This window comes from Streptomyces sp. CY-1 (genome assembly GCF_047218265.1).
Classification (GTDB): domain Bacteria; phylum Actinomycetota; class Actinomycetes; order Streptomycetales; family Streptomycetaceae; genus Streptomyces; species Streptomyces niphimycinicus.
The window spans coordinates 408,314-427,537 of the sequence record NZ_CP178393.1 but is presented as its reverse complement, the minus strand read 5'-3'; the positions used below and the strand labels follow the sequence as shown (position 1 = coordinate 427,537).

Annotated in this window: 17 protein-coding genes; 9 read left to right on the top strand and 8 right to left on the bottom strand. The window is 69.5% G+C overall.

Translation table 11 applies throughout. The features are described from left to right. Positions 1-2: 2 nt before the first annotated feature. From ACK1X7_RS01985 to ilvN, 4 genes are read right to left on the bottom strand one after another with little or no spacing between them, the layout of a single operon-like run. The gene (locus ACK1X7_RS01985) at positions 3-1,307 is read right to left on the bottom strand and encodes a dihydrolipoamide acetyltransferase family protein (protein WP_398159217.1); all 1,305 of its coding nucleotides are present in this window, start codon (positions 1,305-1,307) and stop codon (positions 3-5) included. A gap of 31 nt (positions 1,308-1,338) precedes the next feature. Continuing rightward, positions 1,339-2,376 carry an alpha-ketoacid dehydrogenase subunit beta gene (locus ACK1X7_RS01980; protein ID WP_390794163.1) on the bottom strand — a complete coding sequence of 346 codons (1,038 nt, stop codon included), beginning with the start codon at positions 2,374-2,376 and terminating at the stop codon, positions 1,339-1,341. Continuing rightward, complete coding sequence (locus ACK1X7_RS01975; RefSeq protein ID WP_385157695.1) at positions 2,373-3,470, bottom strand: thiamine pyrophosphate-dependent enzyme; 1,098 nt, start codon at positions 3,468-3,470, stop codon at positions 2,373-2,375. Before ACK1X7_RS01975 ends, ACK1X7_RS01980 begins: the two co-directional genes overlap by 4 nt. Beyond that, entirely contained in the window at positions 3,467-4,012 is a 546-nt protein-coding gene (gene ilvN / locus ACK1X7_RS01970) for an acetolactate synthase small subunit (RefSeq protein ID WP_413114561.1), read from the bottom strand. Before ilvN ends, ACK1X7_RS01975 begins: the two co-directional genes overlap by 4 nt. Before the next feature lie 178 nt (positions 4,013-4,190). On the opposite strand from ilvN, the gene ACK1X7_RS01965 reads away from it, so the two are divergent. Next, positions 4,191-4,652 (top strand): Lrp/AsnC family transcriptional regulator, encoded by a 462-nt coding sequence (locus tag ACK1X7_RS01965; protein WP_093470041.1) that lies wholly within the window; start codon positions 4,191-4,193, stop codon positions 4,650-4,652. A gap of 97 nt (positions 4,653-4,749) precedes the next feature. Here ACK1X7_RS01965 and ACK1X7_RS01960 read toward each other — a convergent pair whose 3' ends face one another. Both ACK1X7_RS01960 and ACK1X7_RS01955 read right to left on the bottom strand, forming a co-directional pair. Beyond that, positions 4,750-5,532: a FadR/GntR family transcriptional regulator gene (locus tag ACK1X7_RS01960; protein WP_385157687.1), complete on the bottom strand. Its 783-nt coding sequence runs from the start codon at positions 5,530-5,532 to the stop codon at positions 4,750-4,752. Then, a complete protein-coding gene (locus ACK1X7_RS01955) occupies positions 5,529-6,986 on the bottom strand; it encodes an amidase (protein ID WP_390794165.1) in 1,458 nt (485 codons plus the stop codon). The genes ACK1X7_RS01960 and ACK1X7_RS01955 overlap by 4 nt, the downstream gene beginning before the upstream one ends. Before the next feature lie 150 nt (positions 6,987-7,136). On the opposite strand from ACK1X7_RS01955, the gene ACK1X7_RS01950 reads away from it, so the two are divergent. From ACK1X7_RS01950 to ACK1X7_RS01915, 8 genes are read left to right on the top strand one after another with little or no spacing between them, the layout of a single operon-like run. Beyond that, the gene (locus ACK1X7_RS01950; RefSeq protein ID WP_385148785.1) at positions 7,137-8,210 is read left to right on the top strand and encodes an isocitrate/isopropylmalate dehydrogenase family protein; all 1,074 of its coding nucleotides are present in this window, start codon (positions 7,137-7,139) and stop codon (positions 8,208-8,210) included. 5 nt (positions 8,211-8,215) lie between these two features. After that, positions 8,216-9,730 (top strand): ABC transporter substrate-binding protein, encoded by a 1,515-nt coding sequence (locus tag ACK1X7_RS01945; protein ID WP_385148788.1) that lies wholly within the window; start codon positions 8,216-8,218, stop codon positions 9,728-9,730. 16 nt (positions 9,731-9,746) lie between these two features. After that, a complete protein-coding gene (locus ACK1X7_RS01940; protein WP_361495672.1) occupies positions 9,747-10,697 on the top strand; it encodes an ABC transporter permease in 951 nt (316 codons plus the stop codon). Next, entirely contained in the window at positions 10,694-11,572 is an 879-nt protein-coding gene (locus ACK1X7_RS01935; protein ID WP_361495670.1) for an ABC transporter permease, read from the top strand. Before ACK1X7_RS01940 ends, ACK1X7_RS01935 begins: the two co-directional genes overlap by 4 nt. Continuing rightward, positions 11,569-12,645, top strand: a complete 1,077-nt coding sequence (locus ACK1X7_RS01930) for an ABC transporter ATP-binding protein (protein WP_385108861.1) — start codon at positions 11,569-11,571, stop codon at positions 12,643-12,645. Before ACK1X7_RS01935 ends, ACK1X7_RS01930 begins: the two co-directional genes overlap by 4 nt. Beyond that, positions 12,638-13,519 carry an ATP-binding cassette domain-containing protein gene (locus ACK1X7_RS01925; protein WP_385148794.1) on the top strand — a complete coding sequence of 294 codons (882 nt, stop codon included), beginning with the start codon at positions 12,638-12,640 and terminating at the stop codon, positions 13,517-13,519. Before ACK1X7_RS01930 ends, ACK1X7_RS01925 begins: the two co-directional genes overlap by 8 nt. Beyond that, on the top strand, positions 13,516-15,006 hold the full coding sequence (locus tag ACK1X7_RS01920) for an aldehyde dehydrogenase family protein (protein WP_385148797.1): 1,491 nt from the start codon (positions 13,516-13,518) through the stop codon (positions 15,004-15,006). Before ACK1X7_RS01925 ends, ACK1X7_RS01920 begins: the two co-directional genes overlap by 4 nt. Before the next feature lie 5 nt (positions 15,007-15,011). Next, positions 15,012-15,809, top strand: coding sequence for an SDR family NAD(P)-dependent oxidoreductase (locus ACK1X7_RS01915; protein WP_385148800.1), 798 nt, complete (start codon positions 15,012-15,014; stop codon positions 15,807-15,809). Between the two features lie 64 nt (positions 15,810-15,873). Here ACK1X7_RS01915 and ACK1X7_RS01910 read toward each other — a convergent pair whose 3' ends face one another. Beyond that, positions 15,874-18,141 carry an arylsulfatase gene (locus tag ACK1X7_RS01910; protein WP_413114560.1) on the bottom strand — a complete coding sequence of 756 codons (2,268 nt, stop codon included), beginning with the start codon at positions 18,139-18,141 and terminating at the stop codon, positions 15,874-15,876. A gap of 48 nt (positions 18,142-18,189) precedes the next feature. After that, positions 18,190-19,170, bottom strand: a complete 981-nt coding sequence (locus tag ACK1X7_RS01905) for a formylglycine-generating enzyme family protein (protein ID WP_385148806.1) — start codon at positions 19,168-19,170, stop codon at positions 18,190-18,192. Between the last annotated feature and the right edge of the window lie 54 nt (positions 19,171-19,224).

Below are 19,224 nucleotides of genomic sequence, written 5' to 3'. Positions count from 1 at the left end.
GGTCACTGGTGAAGAACCATCAGCTCTGGCCGCTCGAGGAACCGGGCGATGTCGCGCAGGACGAGTGAACCGAGCTCGCCGTCGACGAGGCGGTGGTCGAACGACATGGCGAGGGTGGCGGTGTCGCGCAGCCGTACGCGTCCCTTGTGTTCCCACGGTGTTCGCCGCACCTGGCCGAAGCAGAGGATCGCCGCTTCGCCGGGGTTGAGGATGGGGGTTCCGCCGTCGATGCCGAACACCCCGATGTTGGTGATCGTGAACGTCCCGTTTCGCATCCGCTCGGGTGGTGTCTTGCCCGCCCGGGCCTGATCGATGAGGTCGGTGAGAGCCAAGGCGATCTCACGCAGGGAGAGCCGCTGGGCCGCGGCGATGTTGGGGACGATGAGCCCTCTGGGTGTCGCCGCGGCGATGCCGAGATTGACGTCGGGGTACTGGACGATCTCACCGGCCGCGGCGTCCCACTTCGCATTGATCCCGGGATGCCGCGCGATGGCGGTGAGCGCCGCCTTGACGACGAGACACAGTGGTGTCAGGCGCACACTCCCGAACGCCTTGTCGGCGCGTGCCCGCTTCAGCAGTTTGAGGGACCGCCGCACGTCGACGGTGACCCATTCCGTGACGTGTGGAGCGGTGAAGGCGCTCGTGACCATGGCCTCCGCGGTGTGCTTGCGCACTCCGCGAATCGGCGTGCGCACCACGTCGTCATGGGGGAGGTCCGGGGTGTTCGACGCGGTTGCCCGCTGCTCGGCGAGGCGGTGGACATCCTCGCGCGTGATGCGTCCCCACGGGCCTGTGGCGGCCACGAGGCGCAGGTCGACTCCGAGGTCGCGGGCCAGCTTGCGCACCGGTGGGGTGGCGAGGGATTTCCCAGTGGAAGGCGTGACGGTCGGAGGCTCGGGCTTCTTCTTTCGCGGGCGTCGCGCTGTCCGCGCGTGCGCCGGCCCATAGCCGACCAGGACGGGTTCGCGGGCGGGGGTGGACGGCTGCTCGTCCTGGTCGGGCGGATCGACGGGCTCTTGGGGTGTGGCGTCGAGTCCGGTCCCCGCCTGCGGGGTGCCGTCGTCCTCGACCTCGAACGCGATGATCGGCGCACCGACGGCCACCGCCTCGCCGGCGGCACAGAGGATTTCGGTGACGGTCCCGGCATACGGGCTGGGTAGCTCCACCACTGCCTTCGCCGTCTCGATCTCCACGAGGGTGTCGTTGACGCCGACCGGGTCGCCGGGTCCCACGCGCCACTCGAGGATCTCGGCCTCGGTGAGACCCTCGCCCACGTCGGGGAGGTGGAAGTGCTTGGTCACGAGCATCGTGTCCTCCAGGAGAGCTCCGCCGGACGGTTCACGAGGCACACACCCGGTCGACGGCGTCGAGAACTCGATCGAGATCGGGCAGGTAGTCGTCTTCCGCGCGCGCCGGCGGATAGGGGACGTTGTAGCCGCCGACCCGTTCCACGGGAGCCTCGAGGTCGTAGAAGCAGTGGGCCATGACCGTGGCGGCGATTTCGGCGCCCAGGCCGACGTTGACGGGCGCCTCGTGTACGACCACGACGCGCCCGGTCTTCGACGCCGAGCGGCACAGCTCGGTGGTGTCGAGCGGCGACAGCGAGCGGAGGTCCAGGATTTCCAGCGACCGGCCTTCGGTGGCGGCGACCTCGGCCGCGCCCAGCGCGACGGCGACCGTGGGCCCGTAGGCGACCACGGTGACGTCGGTGCCTTCGCGCAGGACCTGGGCGCGCTGCAAGGCGTTGCCGTCCACGGGGCGACCGAGTCCGACCTCGGCCCGGTCCCAGTAGCGGCGCTTCGGTTCGTAGAAGATGACGGGGTCGTCGCACGCGATCGCGGCGCGGAGCATGTCGTACGCGTCCTGCGGGTGGCCGCACGCTACGACGCGCAGCCCGGCCGTGTGGCAGAAGTACGCCTCATTCGACTCGCTGTGGTGCTCGACCGCGCCGATCCCGCCCCCCACCGGGATCCGGATGGTGACGGGAAGCCGCAGCAGCCCGCGGGAGCGTGCCCGCATCTTCGCTAGCTGGCTGACGATCTGATCGAAGGCGGGGTAGACGAATCCGTCGAACTGGATCTCGCACACCGGCCGGTACCCCCGCAGGGCCAGGCCGATGGCCGTTCCGACGATCCCGGATTCGGCCAGCGGGGTGTCCACCACGCGGTCGCCGAACTCGGCGGCCAAGCCATCGGTCACCCGGAACACCCCGCCCAGGGAGGCGATGTCCTCGCCGAGCAGAACCACCCGCTCGTCGTCGCGCATGGCCTGCCGCAGTCCCTCGTTCAGGGCGCGTCCAAGTGTGGTCGTGGCGGCCTTGTCCTGGGTGTTCGGCGTGGCCGAGGTGGCCGAGGTGGCCGCGGCGGTGATGCTCACAGGAAGGACTCCAGATACGTCTCGAAGCCTTCGCGCTCGCGTCGCAGGGCCTCGGTCTCCTCGCACAAGGTGTTTCGGAAGGTGTCGCTCAGGGACGGCTCCGGAAGGGCACGGCACTCCCGGCGCGTCCGCGCCGCGAACTCCTCGGCGTCGGACGCGACCGTGGCGAAGTAGTCCTCGTCGGCCCAGCCGCGCGCCGTGAGCAGAAGGCGTACGCGTTCCACGGGGTCGTGGGCCTCCCACCGGGCGAGCTCGGCGCTGTCGCGATAGCGCTTGGGGTCGTCGGACGTGCTGTGTCCGGACATGCGATAGGTGTGCGCCTCGATGAACCCAGGTGCTCCGCCGGCCCGGACTCGCTCGACCATGCGCTGGGTGGCGGCGTGGACGGCCAGTACGTCGTTGCCGTCCACGGACACCGCGTCGAGTCCGAATCCCTTCGCACGTTCCCTCAGCGGGGCGGCGTACTGCTTGCTCGCGGGTGTCGAGATCGCCCATCCGTTGTTCTGGCAGAAGAACACGATGGGTGCCGACGCCACCGCCGCCCAGTTGAGCGCCTCGTTGGCGTCCCCCTGGCTGGACGCGCCGTCACCGAAGTAGCTGAACACGACGCTGTCGACGGCGTCGTACCGAACGCCCATCGCATAGCCGACCGCGTGCAGTGTCTGTGTCGCCAGCACCAGGCTGTAGATGTGGAAGTGATACCGCTCGGGGTCCCACGAGCCATGGCTGGCACCACGCCACTGCGACAGCAGTTCCGCCGGTGCGATGCCACGGCACAGGGCTGCCACGTGCTCGCGGTAGGACGGGAAGACCCGGTCGTCCGCTCGAAGGGCGCGGATCGACCCGGCTTGTGCCGCTTCCTGCCCGAGGGACATCAGCCAGAGCCCGAGCTCACCCTGGCGTTGCAGGGAGTACGCCTCCTGGTCGAAGCGGCGCCCGAGCACCATGTCGCGGTACAGCGTACGGACCAGTTCACCGGTCACCTCGAGCATGCCCGCGGCCGCCTGCTCGTTCAGCGTTCCGGCGGGATCGACCAACTGGAGGACGTCGTCGGCGTGGGTGGCCGCGGACGTGGCGCGGGAGTTCGTGCTCATGGCCGCCTCCAGGTGTGCTCGCGGTCCTCGGCGGTGTGGCCCTTCCGCAGGAGGCGCGGCATCCGGAGTGGCGCCGCCATCACGAGCTCCCGGATGGTGAAGCCGGAGAGCGCTTCGACGAGGGCATCGACATGGGCGGGCTCCGCCGCGGCGAAGACGGTGCAGCGAGTCCGGCCGGCTTCCACGACCTCCGCGGAAAACGCCCGAGCGATGGCGACGACTTCGGCGAGTCGGCCCTCGGGGAAGGCGACCGCCACGAATGCCCCGCGCCGATGGTGCGACGTGTCGTCAAAGAAGCGGATGACCTTGACGACGTCGGGTGACCGGTTCAGGAACTTGACGAGGCGCTCCAGCTCGAGCTCGTCTGCCGTGTCCACCTCGACGGTGATCCTCCGCAGCCCGTCGACGGGCGCGGCGACGTCCATGGTGACCACGTTGAACTGGCGATGCGCCAGGATCGATGCGATCCGAGCGAGCGCCAAGGGCATGGCCACGACATCGAGTCGCAGCACGGCACCGCCATGGTGCGTGTCCGGCTTCATGGCTTCAGAGGGGGCAGCGCGTGTCGCTGCTTGTATCGCGGCTGACATGAGGGACACAGTTCCAAGGGCCCGGTGCGTCCACAACAAAAGTGCGCGCAGCGATGCGAAGCGGGTGCATGTGAGCAGTCCAACCGGGTCGGGAGTGACCGTTTAGGGAAGTGCTGCTTACAGTTGCGGTATGTCAGCACCCGTACATCTCGACTCGGTCGATCTCCAGATCTTGGAGCTGTTGCGTGCCGACGGGCGGCGCACCGTTCGCGACATCGCACGCCTGGTGCAGCTCTCGCCGGCGCCGGTCCGTCGGCGCATCACACGCCTCGAGGAGTCGGGAGTCATCACCGGCTACACGATCACGACGGATCAGGCCAAGCTCGGTCAGGGCCTTCAAGCGGTCACCGAGCTGCGTTTCACGGGTGACACGGACATCCATGACATCGTGGAGTTCGCATCGACTCTGCCGGAGGTCGACGAGGTGTTGACGCTCACCGGCGACGTGGACGCACTTGTCCGGTTGCATGTCGACAATGTCGATGACCTGCAAAAAGTGGTCAATCGTCTGCGTCGTAAGGGGGTCGGCGTGCTCCAGACGAAGACACTGATCGTCATCGCCTCCTGGCAACGCGGAACGTCCGTGCCGTGAGATCGAGATGGCCGACGAGCCGATCGCTTCCGCTCGCACACCGCACGCGGGTCAGGGGTGCTCGCCACCGGCGAGCACCCCCATCCCCTTCGATCGTCTACGGCCGAGTGGTCGACGTCTCCTCGTCGTCCACGAGCGCGAGCAGCGGCCCCTGTTCGTTCTCGGGGACGTAGCCGGCGTAGTAGTCGTAGAGTGTGCGCCGCGAGATGCGTGCCGCCGCCTGGCCGTCCCGTACCCGGATCGCCTCGAGCACTTCCTGGTGGTGGTGGAGCGACTTCCGCATGAGCGCCGTGCTGTTGCCCGCGTGGGCGACCTTGTCCGAGATCAGCGAGAGGACGGCGCCCCGGACCACCTGATTGCAGACCTCGATGAGGGAGTTGCGGCTGGCCACGGCCACCGCCTCATGGAACGCGACGTCCGCCTTGCTGAACTCCTCGTACCCCGCCTCGATCGCGTCCGACATGACGGCGATCGTCCGTTCCATGGCGGACAGCTCCTCCTCGGACCGCAGCCGAGCCGCCAGCAGGCTCGCCGACCCGTCGAGAATCATGCGGAACGAGATCAACTCGGCCATCGAGACGTTGTCGAACTGGACGAGCCGGGTCATCTCCTTGGTCAGGCCGGCCGGTGAGAACGGCAGGATCTCCGGGCCGTTCGGATCACCCGGGCGGGAGCGGACCAGGCCATTGCTCTCCAGCACCCGCAGGGCCTCGCGCACGGTGGGCCGGCTCGCCCCGAACTGCGTAACCAACTCCCGCTCGCTGGGAAGCCGTTGACCGGGCTTCAGATCACCTCGCGCGATCGCCTGCTCGATCTGCTCGACGATGCGCTGATAAAGCCGCACCGGTGAGACCTGCCGGAACTGTGCACCGTCACTCATGGCTGCTTCCCTTCGAGCGTGGTACATGTCGACTTCTCCCCGGGCTCACCGGGGGCGCTGTCCGGCCAGTGCGGAACCGCCTCGGCGGGCCGGTTCCGTTCGTACCACGCCGCCGCCCTCAAGACGCCGAGATCGTCGAAGCGGCGGCCCGCGATCTGTACCCCGATGGGCCGACGGTCCGCCGTAAAGCCGCAGTTGACGGTCGCCGCGGGCTGCCCCGACATGTTGTACGGCGCGGTGAAACCGATGTGGGCCATGGTTTTCGCGTCCCCCGTGAACGGCATCGGCCGCTCGGCCGGAAACGCCGCCACCGGAGCCACCGGCGAGAGCACCAGATCGTACGGGTCCGTCGCCGCCACGGTCCGTGCCTGAATGCTCATGATCTGCTGGTAGCACTGGAGCACCTTCGTGCCCGGTACGTCCGCGCCCCCCTGGCACCACCTGATGATGTGGGGGTGCACGCGCAGCCCGGCCTCGGGCGTCAGTGCGCGGAAGTCGTTCCAGGACCGCACCCGCCAGAACAGATCCAGGTCGTCCAGGAGGTCCTGGCCCATAAACGGCTCCACGGGCTCCACGACGGCGCCCGCCGCCTCGAAGACCGCGGCGGCGCGCTTCACCGCGGCGAGGACCTCGGCGTCGCACGGCTCCCCGCAGCCGGCGTCCAGGTGCACCCCCACCCGCAGTCCGCGCACCTCGCCGGCCGGCGCCGACCAGTCGATGTCCTGCGGTGGCAGGCTGGTCCAGTCCCGGGGATCCGGCCGGCTCAGGACACGCATGAGCAGGGCCGCGTCCGCCACGGTGCGCGTCAGCGGACCGGCGGCGCGCCCCAGGTACGGGGCGTCCAGCGGGATCCTCCCGTAGCTGGGCTTGAGCGTGGCCAGGCCCAGCCAGGTGCCCGGCAGCCGGATCGACCCCCCGATGTCGGTGCCCACGTGGAGTGGACCGTAGCCCCCGGCGGCCGCGGCCCCCGCACCGGAGCTGGAACCGCCCGTGGTCCAGGCGGCGTTCCAGGGGCTGCGCGAAACGCCGTGCCGGCTGGAGACCCCCGAGGAGAGCATGCCCCAGTCCGGCATCACGGTCGACCCGAGGACCACCCCGCCGGATTCGAGGACCCGCGCGGTGATGGGCGCGTCCGCCTCGGGGACGACCGGCTCGGTCCCCGCGTTGCCCGAGGGCATGGGGACACCCCTGCGGGCGACGTTCTCCTTCAGCGTCACGGGCACGCCGTCGATGGGCCCGAGCGGTTCTCCCGAGGCCCATCGGGCCTCACTGGCCTGGGCCGCCTTGCGGGACTCATCCGGATCCCGCACCCAGAACGCGTTGAGCACACTCTCGCGCGCCTCGATGACCGACTGGACGGCGTCGTGGACCTGGACCGGCGACACCGTGCCGTCAGCGAATCGGGCCACCATCTCGACGGCCGGCATGGTGGCCAGGCCCTGTTCCGTGAGCACCCGCAGTCTCCTTCTCTCCCGGCTACCGCGGGGAGGTGCCTCCTGGCGGTAGCCGGGAAATTCGAACCCTTGACAAGAGCAATTTAAGTCGTCACGGTACCTGGCAAATGAGCTTACTGGTCAGGCCAGTCACAACGAAAGGTGGCGTCCATGACGCGGGAGCCCGAGGTCGTGCGGCTTGCCGTCATACCGGGCGACGGGATCGGCCCCGAGGTCGTCGCGGCGACCGTGCCCACGCTCCGCACCGCGCTGGAGGCCGAAGGCCACCGGCTCGATGTGACCTCGTACGACTGGGGAGGCGAGCGGTACCTCCGGCAGGGCGCGGCGATGCCGGCCGATGCGGCCGACCTCGTCAAGAAGGCGGACGCCGTGCTGTTCGGTGCCGTCGGACGTCCCGATGTGCCGGAGCACGAACTGGTCTGGGGCCTGATCATCGGCCTGCGGCAGCAGCTCGACCTCGCCGTGAACCTCCGCCCGGTGCGCGCGTTCCCCGGCGTTCCCACCAAGGTGCGCGACACCGAAGGCGTGGACCTGGTGATCGTGCGTGAGAACACCGAGGGCGAGTACGTCGGCGCCGGCGGGGTGGCGCACGCCGGCAGCGGACACGATCTCGGCATCGAGGTGGCGGTGCACTCCCGTCGCGCCATCGAGCGCGCGGCGCACCAGGCGTTCGCCCTGGCCGGCCGGCGGTCGGGGCATCTGTCGCTGGTCACCAAGTCCAACGCGATGCGATACGGCTATCCGCTGTGGGACCGGGTGGTGCGCGAGGTCGGCGAGCACTATCCGGCGGTGCGGCTGGAAACCGTGCTGGTCGACGCCATGGCCGCCCGCATGATCCAGGCTCCGCGCTCCCTTGACGTGCTGCTCGCGAGCAACCTGTTCGGCGACATCCTGTCCGATCTCGCCGCGGTGCTGGCCGGCGGTATGGGCATGGCGCCCAGCGCCAATGTCCTTCCGGGCGCCGACGTGCCGGGTATCTACGAACCCGTGCACGGCTCCGCACCCGACATCGCCGGGAAGGGCGTGGCGAATCCGGTGGCCTGCATGCTCTCCGGCGCGATGCTGCTCGACGACCTCGGGCACACCGGCGCGGCTCGCCGCGTCCGCGACGCGGTGGCGGCCACCTTGCGCGACGTCCGGCACCATACGGCCGACCTCGGCGGCAACGCCACCACGGCGGAGGTCGCATCCGCCGTCCTGCACACGATGGAAAGCCAGGGGTAGTACATATGAGACATACCAGGCGGCTGGTGCGGGGGACCGGGACCCTCGCGGCCACGCTCGCATGCCTGCTGCTGGCAGCCTGCTCGGCCGGGTCCACGGCATCCGGCGGCACCGGGAAGAACGCCCTGAACATCGGCCTCACCGCCGAGCCGGCCAACTTCGACTTCACCAAGACCGAAGGTGCCGCCATTTCGCAGGCACTGCTCTACAACGTCTACGAGAACCTGGTGAAGCTGGACCAGTCCGGGAAGATACGGCCGCAACTGGCCACCTCGTGGACCCTGTCCAAGGACCGCAAGACGTACACCTTCCACCTGGTGAAGAACGCCAGGTTCAGCAATGGCGCACCCTTCACGGCAAAGGACGCCGCATTCTCCATCGAACGTGTCAGCTCCGATTGGACGATCGCGCAGAAGGCCCAGATGGACGTCGTCGACACGGCGCGGGCGGTGTCGCCCACCGAGCTGAAGGTCACCCTGAAACGGCCGAGCAACGACTGGCTGTACCGGATGACCACCCGCGTCGGCGCGATGTTCAGCCGGACCGGCGTGGACAAGCTGGCCACCGAACCGGTGGGCACCGGCCCGTATGTGGTGAAGAAGTGGAACCGCGGCGACTCGATCACCCTCGGCCGTCGTCATGGCTACTGGGGGCGCGAGCCGCACTTCGCGTCGGTCACCCTCAAGTACTTCAAGGACCCGACGGCCATGAACAACGCGCTGCTCACGGGCACCATCAACGTGATCGGCACCATGCAGTCCCCGGATTCCCTGTACCGGTTCGCCAACAACCCGAAGTACAAGGTCATCGAGGGCACGACCAACGGCGAGGTGGTCCTCTCCCTCAACAATGGCTCGGGCCCGCTGAAGAATCCGAAGGTCCGCCAGGCAGTCCGCTACGCGATCGACCACAAAGCCCTGATGGACACCTGCTGGGCGGGCCGCGGCAAGCTCATCGGCAGCATGGTCCCGCCGACCGACCCGTGGTACCAGAACCTCACGAACGAGTATCCGTACAACCGAGACAAGGCCAAGAAGCTCCTCGAGGAGTCCGGCCAGGCCGGTCGTACGCTGCGGCTGCGGCTTCCGACGCTGCCCTATGCCACCGCATGCGGCACCGTGGTCAAGAGCCAGCTCGAACAGGCCGGGTTCAAGGTCAAGCTCGACCAACTGGAGTTCCCCGCCGCCTGGTTGACCACCGTGTTCAAGAACGCCGACTACGACATGTCCATCATCAGCCATGTGGAACCCCGCGACATGCAGGCGGTGTTCGGGAGCAAGACCTCCTACACCCGCTACGACAGCCCTGAGTTCCGCGCGCTGCTGAAGAAGGCGGACCAGGGCACCCAGAAGGAGCAGATCACCTCCATGCGGGCGGCTGCCCGGCTGCTGTCCAAGGACGCCGCGGCCGACTGGCTGTTCCTGCTCCCGAACCTGATGGTGGCGAACAAGGACATCACCGGTCTGCCGGTGAACACCGTCTCCGAGTCACTGGATCTCACCGGCCTGGGCCGGTCATGAAAGGCGGCCTCAACCCATGATCGTCCGTCTGGCGCAGCGGATCGCGATCCTCCTGGCCAGCCTTGCCGTGAGCTCCGTCCTGGTGTTCGCGTTCATGGCGGTCCTGCCGGGGGATCCGGCGCGCGTCGCACTCGGCACCAGCGCCTCGGACACCGCGGTGGCGCAACTGCGCGAGCAGTTCGGGCTCAACCGGCCGCTCGTGGAGCAGTATCTGAGCTGGATCCACGGACTGGTGACCTTCGACCCGGGCAACTCCTACATCTCACACGCGCCGATCGGCCCGCAGATCTCCGACCGCCTCCAGGTCACCCTGTGGCTCGTCGGCACCGGGATGGTGATCGCCTGCATCGTGGCCATCCCCATGGGCATGGTCATGGCCGTCCGGCACCGCAAGCCGTCCGGGCTCATCCTCTCGGCCCTGTCCCAGATCGGCGTGGCCGTCCCCGCCTTCCTCGCGGGCATCCTCCTGATCACCGTGTTCGCGGTGGGGCTCGGGTGGCTGCCGGCGAACGGCTGGACACCCCCGGTGGAGGATCCGGTCCTGTTCCTCAAACAGTTGGTGCTGCCCGCGCTGTCCCTCGGCGTGGTGCAGGGGGCAGTGCTCACCCGCTATGTGCGCAGCGCCGTGCTCGATGTCCTCAGGGAGGACTATCTGCGCACCGCTCGCGCCAAGGGACTCCGTCCGACGCAGGCGCTGCTGCGGCACGGCCTGCGGAACGCGGCGGTGCCCGTGGTCACCGTCCTGGCGCTGCAACTCGCCACGCTGCTGGTGGGCGCCGTCGTCATCGAACGGGTCTTCGTCATCCCCGGGCTCGGGAGCCTGCTGCTGGACAGCGTCTCCAACCGCGACCTCATCCTGGTGCAGGACGTGGTCATGATCATCGCAACGGCGGTGCTGCTCGTGAACTTCCTGGTGGACATCATCTATCTGCTGATCGACCCGCGGCTGAGGGTGGGTGCGTCATGAGTGCTCCGAACACCGAAGCCGCTGTCGCGTCCGCGGCGCCCGAGGGCCGTCGGCGGCGCCGCCCGGTGCCGGGCAGCCTCCTGGTGGGCGGTCTCATCGTCGTGGCCGTACTCGGCATGGCGCTGCTGTCCTTCGTGTGGACCCCGCACGACCCGACCCTGGTGAACCCCGCGGCGCGGCTGGAGACGCCGTCGTCGGAGTACTGGTTCGGCACGGACAAATTCGGCCGCGACGTGTTCAGCCAGATCATGATGGGCTCGCGCACCACACTCTTCGTCGGCTTCGTGGCGGTGGGAGTCGCCGCCCTGGTCGGAGTGCCGCTGGGCATCGTCGCCGGAATGGCGCCCGGCTGGTTCGGCGAGCTGCTCATGCGCGGCAACGATCTGATCCTCGCCTTCCCGGCGCTCCTGCTGACCATCATGTTCTCCGCCGTGTACGGCGCCGGCACGCTGGTCGCGATGATCGCCATCGGCATCGCGTCCATCCCTCATTTCGCCCGGCTGATCCGCGGCGGCACATTGCAGGTCATGCGGACCGAATACGTCATCGCCGCGCGCGCCGCGGGCCGCGGACCGTTCGCGATCGCCCTGCGGCATGTCCTGCCCAACGTCAGCGGTCTGGTCATCGTGCAGGCGTCGGTCGGATTCGCCATCGCCGTACTCGCCGAAGCCGCGCTGTCCTTCCTGGGCTTCGGAACCCCGCCCCCCACACCGTCCTGGGGCCGGATGCTTCAGGAGAGCCAGGAGATGCTGTCGATCGCCCCCCGGCTCGCCGTGTTCCCGGGCATCGCGATCGCGGTGGCGGTGCTCGGATTCAATCTGCTCGGTGACGGCCTGCGCGACCGCTTCGACCCCAAGATGGAGGACCGCCGATGACCCCGGCACCTGACACGGCACCGGCCTCCGCAGCGGGCTCACCGGACTCTCCCGGCTCGCCCGATGACGTATTGACCGTGCGGAACCTGGACGTCGCGGTGGGCGGCCGCAAGCTCGTCGAAGACGTCGACTTCACCATCCGGGCGGGCGAACGGGTCGGCCTGATCGGCGAGTCGGGCTCGGGCAAGTCGCTGACCGCGCTGAGCGTCATGGGCCTGCTTCCCGAGGAGCTCCGGGCCACGGGTTCGGTGCGGCTCGCCGGAGTCGGCCACGATCTGGTGGGGGCCGACGAGGCGCGGATGTCCCGGGTGCGGGGCAAGGAGATCGCCATGGTCTTCCAGGAGCCCATGACCGCTCTGAACCCCACGATGAAGGTCGGGCGGCAGATCGCCGAGGTACTGCTGATCCACCGGACCAGGCCCGACCGCGCGTCCGCTCGCGCCGCCGCCGTGGAACTCCTCGCCCAAGTGGGACTTCCCGATCCCGCGGTCGCCGCCGACGCCTACCCGCACCAGTTCTCCGGAGGCCAGCGGCAGCGCGTGGTGCTGGCCATCGCCCTCGCGAACGACCCCGCGCTGCTGGTCTGCGACGAACCCACCACTGCACTCGACGTCACGGTGCAGGCGCGGGTGCTCGACCTGATCGTGCGGGGCGTCCAGGACCGCAGGTCGGCCATGCTCTTCATCACCCACGACCTGGCCGTGGTGGCCACCGCCTGCGAGCGGGTCATGGTCATGTACGGCGGGCGGGTTGTCGAGTCCGGCCCGGTCCGGGAGGTGTTCACCCGCCCCCGGCACCGCTACACCCAGGGCCTGATCGGCGCCTCCGACCTGACCGTGGTCGACGACCGCGGCCGGCTGGTCACCATCGGCGGGTCGGTGCCGCCCGCGGGACAGTTCCCCGCGGGATGCGTCTTCAGGAACAGATGCGCCCAGGCGACCGAGGTGTGCGCCACCCGGCCGGAATGGGTCGCGACCGGGCCGGACTCCGGCTACGCCTGCTTCCACCCGGTGTCCGAGAGCGGCACACCCGGGACCGGCACCCCCACCAACCAGGAGGCCGGCCGTGGCTGAGCAGCCGACCAGCGCCCCCCTCGACCCCGGGCCGCGGACCGGCCCGGCGGATGCCATCAGCGTCCGCGCCGTCACCCGCGACTACCGGCGGCCTCGTACCTCGCTGCGCCACCCCAGCCCGCCGGTGCACGCGCTGCGCGGCGTCAGCTTCGCCGTCCCCGCGGGGCAACGGTTCGGCATCGTGGGCGAGTCGGGGTGCGGCAAGTCGACCCTGCTGCGGATTCTGGCCGGGCTCGACCGCCCCACCAGCGGCAGCGTCGCGATCGACGGCCGGGACATCACCGGGCTCCGGGAGAGACAGCTCCGGTTCGTCCGCGAGCGGCTCCAGCTCGTGTTCCAGGACCCGATGAGTTCGCTGGACCCGCGCATGCGCGTCGGCGACATCGTGGCCGAGCCACTCGTCGCGCAGGGCCACGGGAACCGCCGGGAGCGGGTGGCCGAGCTGCTCGAGGCCGTCGGCCTGCGGGCCGACGCCGCGGACCGGTATCCGCACCAGTTCTCCGGCGGCCAGCGGCAGCGCATCTCGATCGCGCGTGCTCTGGCCCCCCGTCCGAAGATCATCGTGGCCGATGAGCCGGTGAGCGCCCTGGACGTGTCCGTACGGGCCCAGGTCCTCAACCTCATCGCCGACCTTGTCGACGAGTTGAACCTCACGCTGGTCTTCGTCTCCCACGACCTGTCCGTGGTCCGCCATGTGTGCGACCGGGTCGCGGTCATGCACAACGGGCAGATCGTGGAGACCGGGGCCACCGAGCAGGTGTACGAGGACCCGCAGCATTCCTACACGCGCAGGCTGATCTCCGCCGTTCCCACTCTGGGCAAGGCACTGTCCGGAGTGTCGGCGGCCGACCTCAACCGGGAGTACCAACCGTGACGACCCATGCCGAACCCGCCGGCGAAAGCCCCGTGGCGAAGGAGTTTCCCGAGGGTCTTCCCATCGGCGACACCTGGGTGGAGGCACCCGCCACCGAGGACGTCCGTTTCCCCTACGACGGGACGCTCGTCGCACGGGCGCCGGTCGGGGACACCGCTCTCGCCCGCCACGCCGTCGACGCGGCCCTCGCGGTCCGCGAGCGCGTCGGCCGGCTCCCCTCGCATGTACGCAGGACGGCGCTGCTCGCGACGCACGAGGCGGTCGCCTCCCGGCGCGCGGACTTCGAGCGGCTCCTCGTCCTGGAGACCGGCAAGCCGCTGGTCGACTGCCGGGTCGAGGTGGACCGCACCCTGCTGACCCTGGTGACGGCGGCCGAGGAAGTGGCCCGGCTGCACGGGGAGACGGTGCCGCTGGACCTGCTGCCGTCGGGGGAGGGGCTGCTCGGCTTCTGGACCCGCAAGCCGATCGGCGTGGTGGTGGGCATCGCGGGCTTCAACTACCCGCTGCTGCTCGCCGCGCACAAGATCGCGCCGGCGCTGGCCGCCGGCTGCCCGATCATCGCCAAGCCCGCCCCGCAGACCCCGCTGGCCACCCTGTGGCTGGTGCACCTCCTCCGTGAGGCCCTGCACGCCGGCGGCGCACCACAGGCCGCGGTGCAACTGGTGACCGGCGGCCCCGAGGTGGGCATCGCGCTGACCACCGACCGCCGGATCGGAGCGGTGTCCTTCACCGGTTCCGCCGCCGTCGGCCACCAGATCGCCCGGGACGCGGCACCCACCAAGGTGCTGCTCGAACTCGGCTCCAACGCCGCCCTGGTGGTGGCCGCCGACGCCGACCTCGACGCCGCCGCCGACGCGGTGGTGCGCGGCGGGTACTACGCGTCGGGCCAGGCGTGCATCAGCGTGCAGCGGGTCATCGTGGTGGACTCCGTGCGGAAGGAGTTCGTGGCCCGTCTGACGGAGCGAGTGGCCCAGGTGACCGTCGGCGACCCCCGCGATCCGCGGACGCGCGTCTCGGCACTCATCGACAAGCGGTCGACCGAGCGGGTGCGCGCGTGGCTGGCCGAGGCGGTGGAGGCGGGGGCGTCGCTGGTGGCCGGAGGATCGGTCACCGATGGTGTGATCGAGCCCGCCCTGCTGCTCGATGTGGACCGGGCCCTCGCCGTCTGGGACGAGGAAGTGTTCGGCCCCGTGGTCGCCGTACGGTCCGTCCCCGATCTGGAGACCGCCTTCGACCTGGTCAACGACTCGCGCTACGGACTGCACGCGAGCGTCTACACCAGCGGCCTGGACACCGCGTTCGCCGCTCTGGACCGCCTGGAGGTGGGCGGAGTGGTCGTCAATGAGGTTCCCGGTTTCCGTTCCGATGTCATGCCGTACGGCGGTGTGAAGGACTCCGGGGCCGGACGGGAGGGCCCGAGGTTCGCCATCGAAGAGCTCACCGTGACCCGTATGGCAGTGATCCGTCCGACGACGAAGAAGCCGTGAGGACCATGCAGGACAACGACCGCACCAATGCGGTAGACAGCTACTCCCGTCTGTTCCGGCTCGACGGCCGCAAGGCGGTCGTGGTGGGCGCGGGCAGCGGTATCGGCCGCGAGAGCGCCCTGGCGCTCGCCGCGCACGGCGCCACCGTGGTGTGCGCCGACCGTGACCTGAGGGCCGCCGAGGAGACGGCGTCGCTGGGCCAGGAGATGTCGGCGTACGCCCTCGACGTGCTCGACGGCGACGCGGTCGCGCGTGCCGCCGAGGAGCTCGGCGCCGTCGACGTCCTCGTCTTCACCGCCGCGACGAATGTGCGCAAGCACCTGCTCGACTACACGGCGGACGAGTTCGACCGGGTCGTGGGGCTCAATCTGCGCGCCTCCTTCGACCTGGTGCGGGCCTTCGGCCGCGGCATGGCCGAACGCGGCCGCGGGAGCATCATCGGGTTCAGCTCGATCCGTTCGGTGGCCGTCGAGCCGGGCCAGGGCGTGTACGCGGCCACGAAGGCCGGCCTCGTCCAGATGCTGCGCACCGCGGCGGCCGAGCTGGGCCCGTCGGGCGTGCGGGTCAACGCCGTCGCTCCGGGAGTCGTCGACACACCGCTGACCGCGCAGATCCGGTCCGTGCCGGAGTGGTCGGATGCCTACGCGTCCAAGAGCGCCCTGGGCCGCTGGTCCCGGCCCGACGAACTGGCGGGCGCCGTGGTCTATTTGGCGTCGGACGCGTCGTCCTTCGTGACGGGCAGCCAGCTCTTCGTGGACGGAGGCTGGACGGCGATCGACGGACGTTATACGCCGCCTAGCTGACCCGGCAAAGACACGAGGGCTCACCACCGTTCCTTCCGGTGGCGGGCCCTCGCGCATGAGCGCGTCAGTCGACGCGCTCGAAGGGCTCCGTGCCCTCTTCGTCCGGCGCGACGTCGAAGACGACCCTCTCGAGCTTGCCGGTGAACGCGAACTCACCGTCGTAGCCGGACGAGGAGGGCGACAGGGTGTCCCGGCCGACGTCGAGGCCCTGCCATCCGAAGAAGTGCGGCAGGACCCGCGGCATGTCCGTCTCACCGGCCGGCATTCCGGACACGTACAGACGACCAACGCCCCGCACGTCACCGGTCTTGATGAAGTCGAAGGTCAACTCGGCCGGGCCGAGCGGAAGTTCGTCCCGCGACGTCACCGTGTAGCGGGTGCCGAGGAAGTTGTACTCGTAGACGAGCCGGTTGTCCTTGACGTACAGGACGTAGCCGCTGCTGATGTTGCCCAGGGACACCAGAACGCCCTCGTCCGACGTGGTGGCCCGGTCGACGTACGCGGTGATGCGGTGGGCGCGGTTCATCACCGGTGGCACCGCGGCGCCGGGCAGGTGCGCCATGCCCGGGTAGTACGTGAAGGTGGTGCGCCTGCGCGGCGACCCGGGGCGCGGGATCTTCGCGCGGAGGGCGAAGCCGTTGTCGTCCAGCGGCAGCACATCGTATTTTCCGGCCTCCACCCAGAAGCGGGCGACCATCTTCTGTAGTTGCTCGGGCTCCGTCTCCGCCAGGTCGTGGCACTCCGAGAAGTCGGTGTCGTGGTGGTAGAGCTCCCACTGGTCGTCGTCGAACGACGACCCCCGCTGATGGAAGGAGACGGCCTTCCAGCCGTCGTGCCAGATCGCACGGTGCCCGAACATCTCGAAGTACTGGGCCTCCTTGCGCGTCGGCGCGGTGGGCTCGTCGAACGTGTAGGCCATGCTCGTGCCGTGGATCGGCATCTGCGGGATGCCGTGGTAGACCTCGGGCGCCCGCAGATCGAGCAGTTCGAAGAGGGTCGGCATGATATCGCTGACATGGTGGAACTGCTGCCGGTTCTCGTCGGTGCGCGACAGCCCGCGGGGCCAGTTCACGATGAGCGGGCAGCGGACGCCACCCTCGTGGGTGTTCTGCTTGTAGCGCTTGAACGGCGTGTTGCCCGCCTGCGCCCAGCCCCAGGGGTAGTTGGCGTGCGCGCGCGTGGTGCCGATCTCGTCGATCCTCGCGAGCATCTCGCCGAAGTCCTCGGAGAGGCCGTTCTGGAACGCGGTGGGGTTGAGGGACCCCTTCTGCCCGCCTTCCTGGCTGGCCCCGTTGTCCGAGAGCAGGATGGTGATGGTGTTCTCCATCTGCCCTATCCGGGTCAGGAACTCCATGAACCGGCCGATGTGGTGGTCGGTGTGGTCGAGCATCGCCGCGTAGGCTTCCTGGAGGCGCACGGACAGCTTCCGCTCGTCGTCCGACAGCTCGTCGAAGGGCTCGACTCCGGGGTTGCGCGGGGCCAGTTCGGTGCCGGACGGCAGGATGCCCCGTTCGATCTGGCGGGCGTGCCGGGTCGCGCGCTCGACGTCCCAGCCGTGGTCGAACCGGCCCCGGTATTTCTCCAGGTACTCCTGCGGAGCCTGGTGCGGGGCGTGCGCCGCGCCGAAGGCCATATACATGAAGAAGGGCTTCTCGGGAGTGACCGACGTCTGGTCCGTGACGAATTCGATCGCCCGGTCCACCAGGTCCTCGCTGAGGTGATAGCCCTCTTCCGGGGTCTTCGGCGGAGCCACGGCGTGGTTGTCGTAGTACAGCTCCGGATAGAAGCTGTCCGTCTCGGCTTCCAGGAATCCGTAGTAGCGCTCGAAGCCACGGGAGAGCGGCCACTGGGTGTACGGCCCGGACGCGGTGGTCTGCTCCATGGGGGCCAGGTGCCACTTGCCCACGGCCATGGTGTTGAAGCCGTTGTCGCGCAGCACCTCGGGCAGCATCGCGGCGGCCTTGGTGACCCGTCCGCGGCCGCTGGGGAAGCCGGTGTCGAAGTTGGACAGCATCCGCATGCCGACCGAGTGGTGGTTCCGGCCGGTCAGCAGGGAGGCCCGGGTCGGCGAACACAGCGTGGTGGTGTGGAAGTTGGTGTAGCGCAGGCCGCCGGTGGCGAGGGCGTCCATGGCCGGGGTCTCGATGTCCGAGCCGAAACAGCCGAGGTCGGAGAAGCCGACGTCGTCGAGCACGATGACCACGACATTGGGCGTGTCCTCGGGCGGCGCCGACTGCTCGGGCCACCACGGGGTCGACTCCTCGTAGGTCGTGCCGATCTTGCCTTGGAAAGCGCCGTTCGCGGACGGCGGATGCGGAGAGGCGTTGGTCATCCAGGACGCTCCTATGCGTGGCGATGGGTGCGCTGTGCCGGCGGTCCGTCAGCGTGGCGGGGGCAGGTCCGCCGCGCAGCGGAACCCCATGTGCCCGGTGCTGCTGTCGGGTGTGTTGGAGGTGCGCGCGGCGACGCGGTAGCGGTTGCAGTACGAGGCATGGCACAGGTAGGACCCGCCGCGGATCACCTTCGCCTCACCGGTGGGAGGTCCGGTCGGGTCCCGGCGGGTCTCCGGGCGGTCGGCCGCGTGCCAGGTGGTGCTCCACCAGTCGGAGCACCATTCCCACACATTGCCCGATGTGTTGTACACGCCGAGGTTGTTGGGCCGGTAGGACTTGACCGGCGCGGTTCCCAGATACCCGTCCTCACCCGTGTTGACCTGCGGGAATTTCCCCTGCCAGATATTGCAGCGGTGCTGCCCCCGGGGCAGGAGCTCATCCCCCCACGGGAAGCGGGCACGCTCCAGGCCGCCACGCGCCGCCATCTCCCACTCCGCCTCCGTGGGCAGGCGCTTGCCCGCCCATGCCGCGTAGGCGCAAGCGTCACGCCAGGAGACATGGACGACGGGGTGGTTCGACAGATCGGTCCATGACGACCCCGGCCCGTAGGGCGCCCGCCAGCACGCCCCGTCCACCGCGAGCCACCAGGGTGCCTGCGCCACCGTGCCGTCGCGCACCAGGTGCCGGGCGTCGGGGTGGACGAGTGCGTAGAACACGAAGGACCAGCCGAAGCGCTCGGCATCGGTCCGGTAGCCGCTGCTGCGCACGAACGTCGCGAACTGTCTGTTGGTGACAGCGGTCGCGTCGATGAGGAACGGCGACAGCCGCACCGCCCGGACCGGGCCCTCACCGTCCTCGGGAAACGCGTCGGCGTCATCGCCTCCCATCAGAAACGTCCCCGCGGGGACGCGCAGCATGGCGCGCAGTCCCTGCGCCCGGTCCCGATCCGAGGACTGACGCCGCACGGCGGACGGCTCGGGGATCTCCCGGTCACCCTCTGATGCGGGGGCGCAACAGGCTCCTGACATCGCTCCTCCAACCACGGCCGCTGTTTCTCACCCGACGTAAGGTCTCCTGAGGTT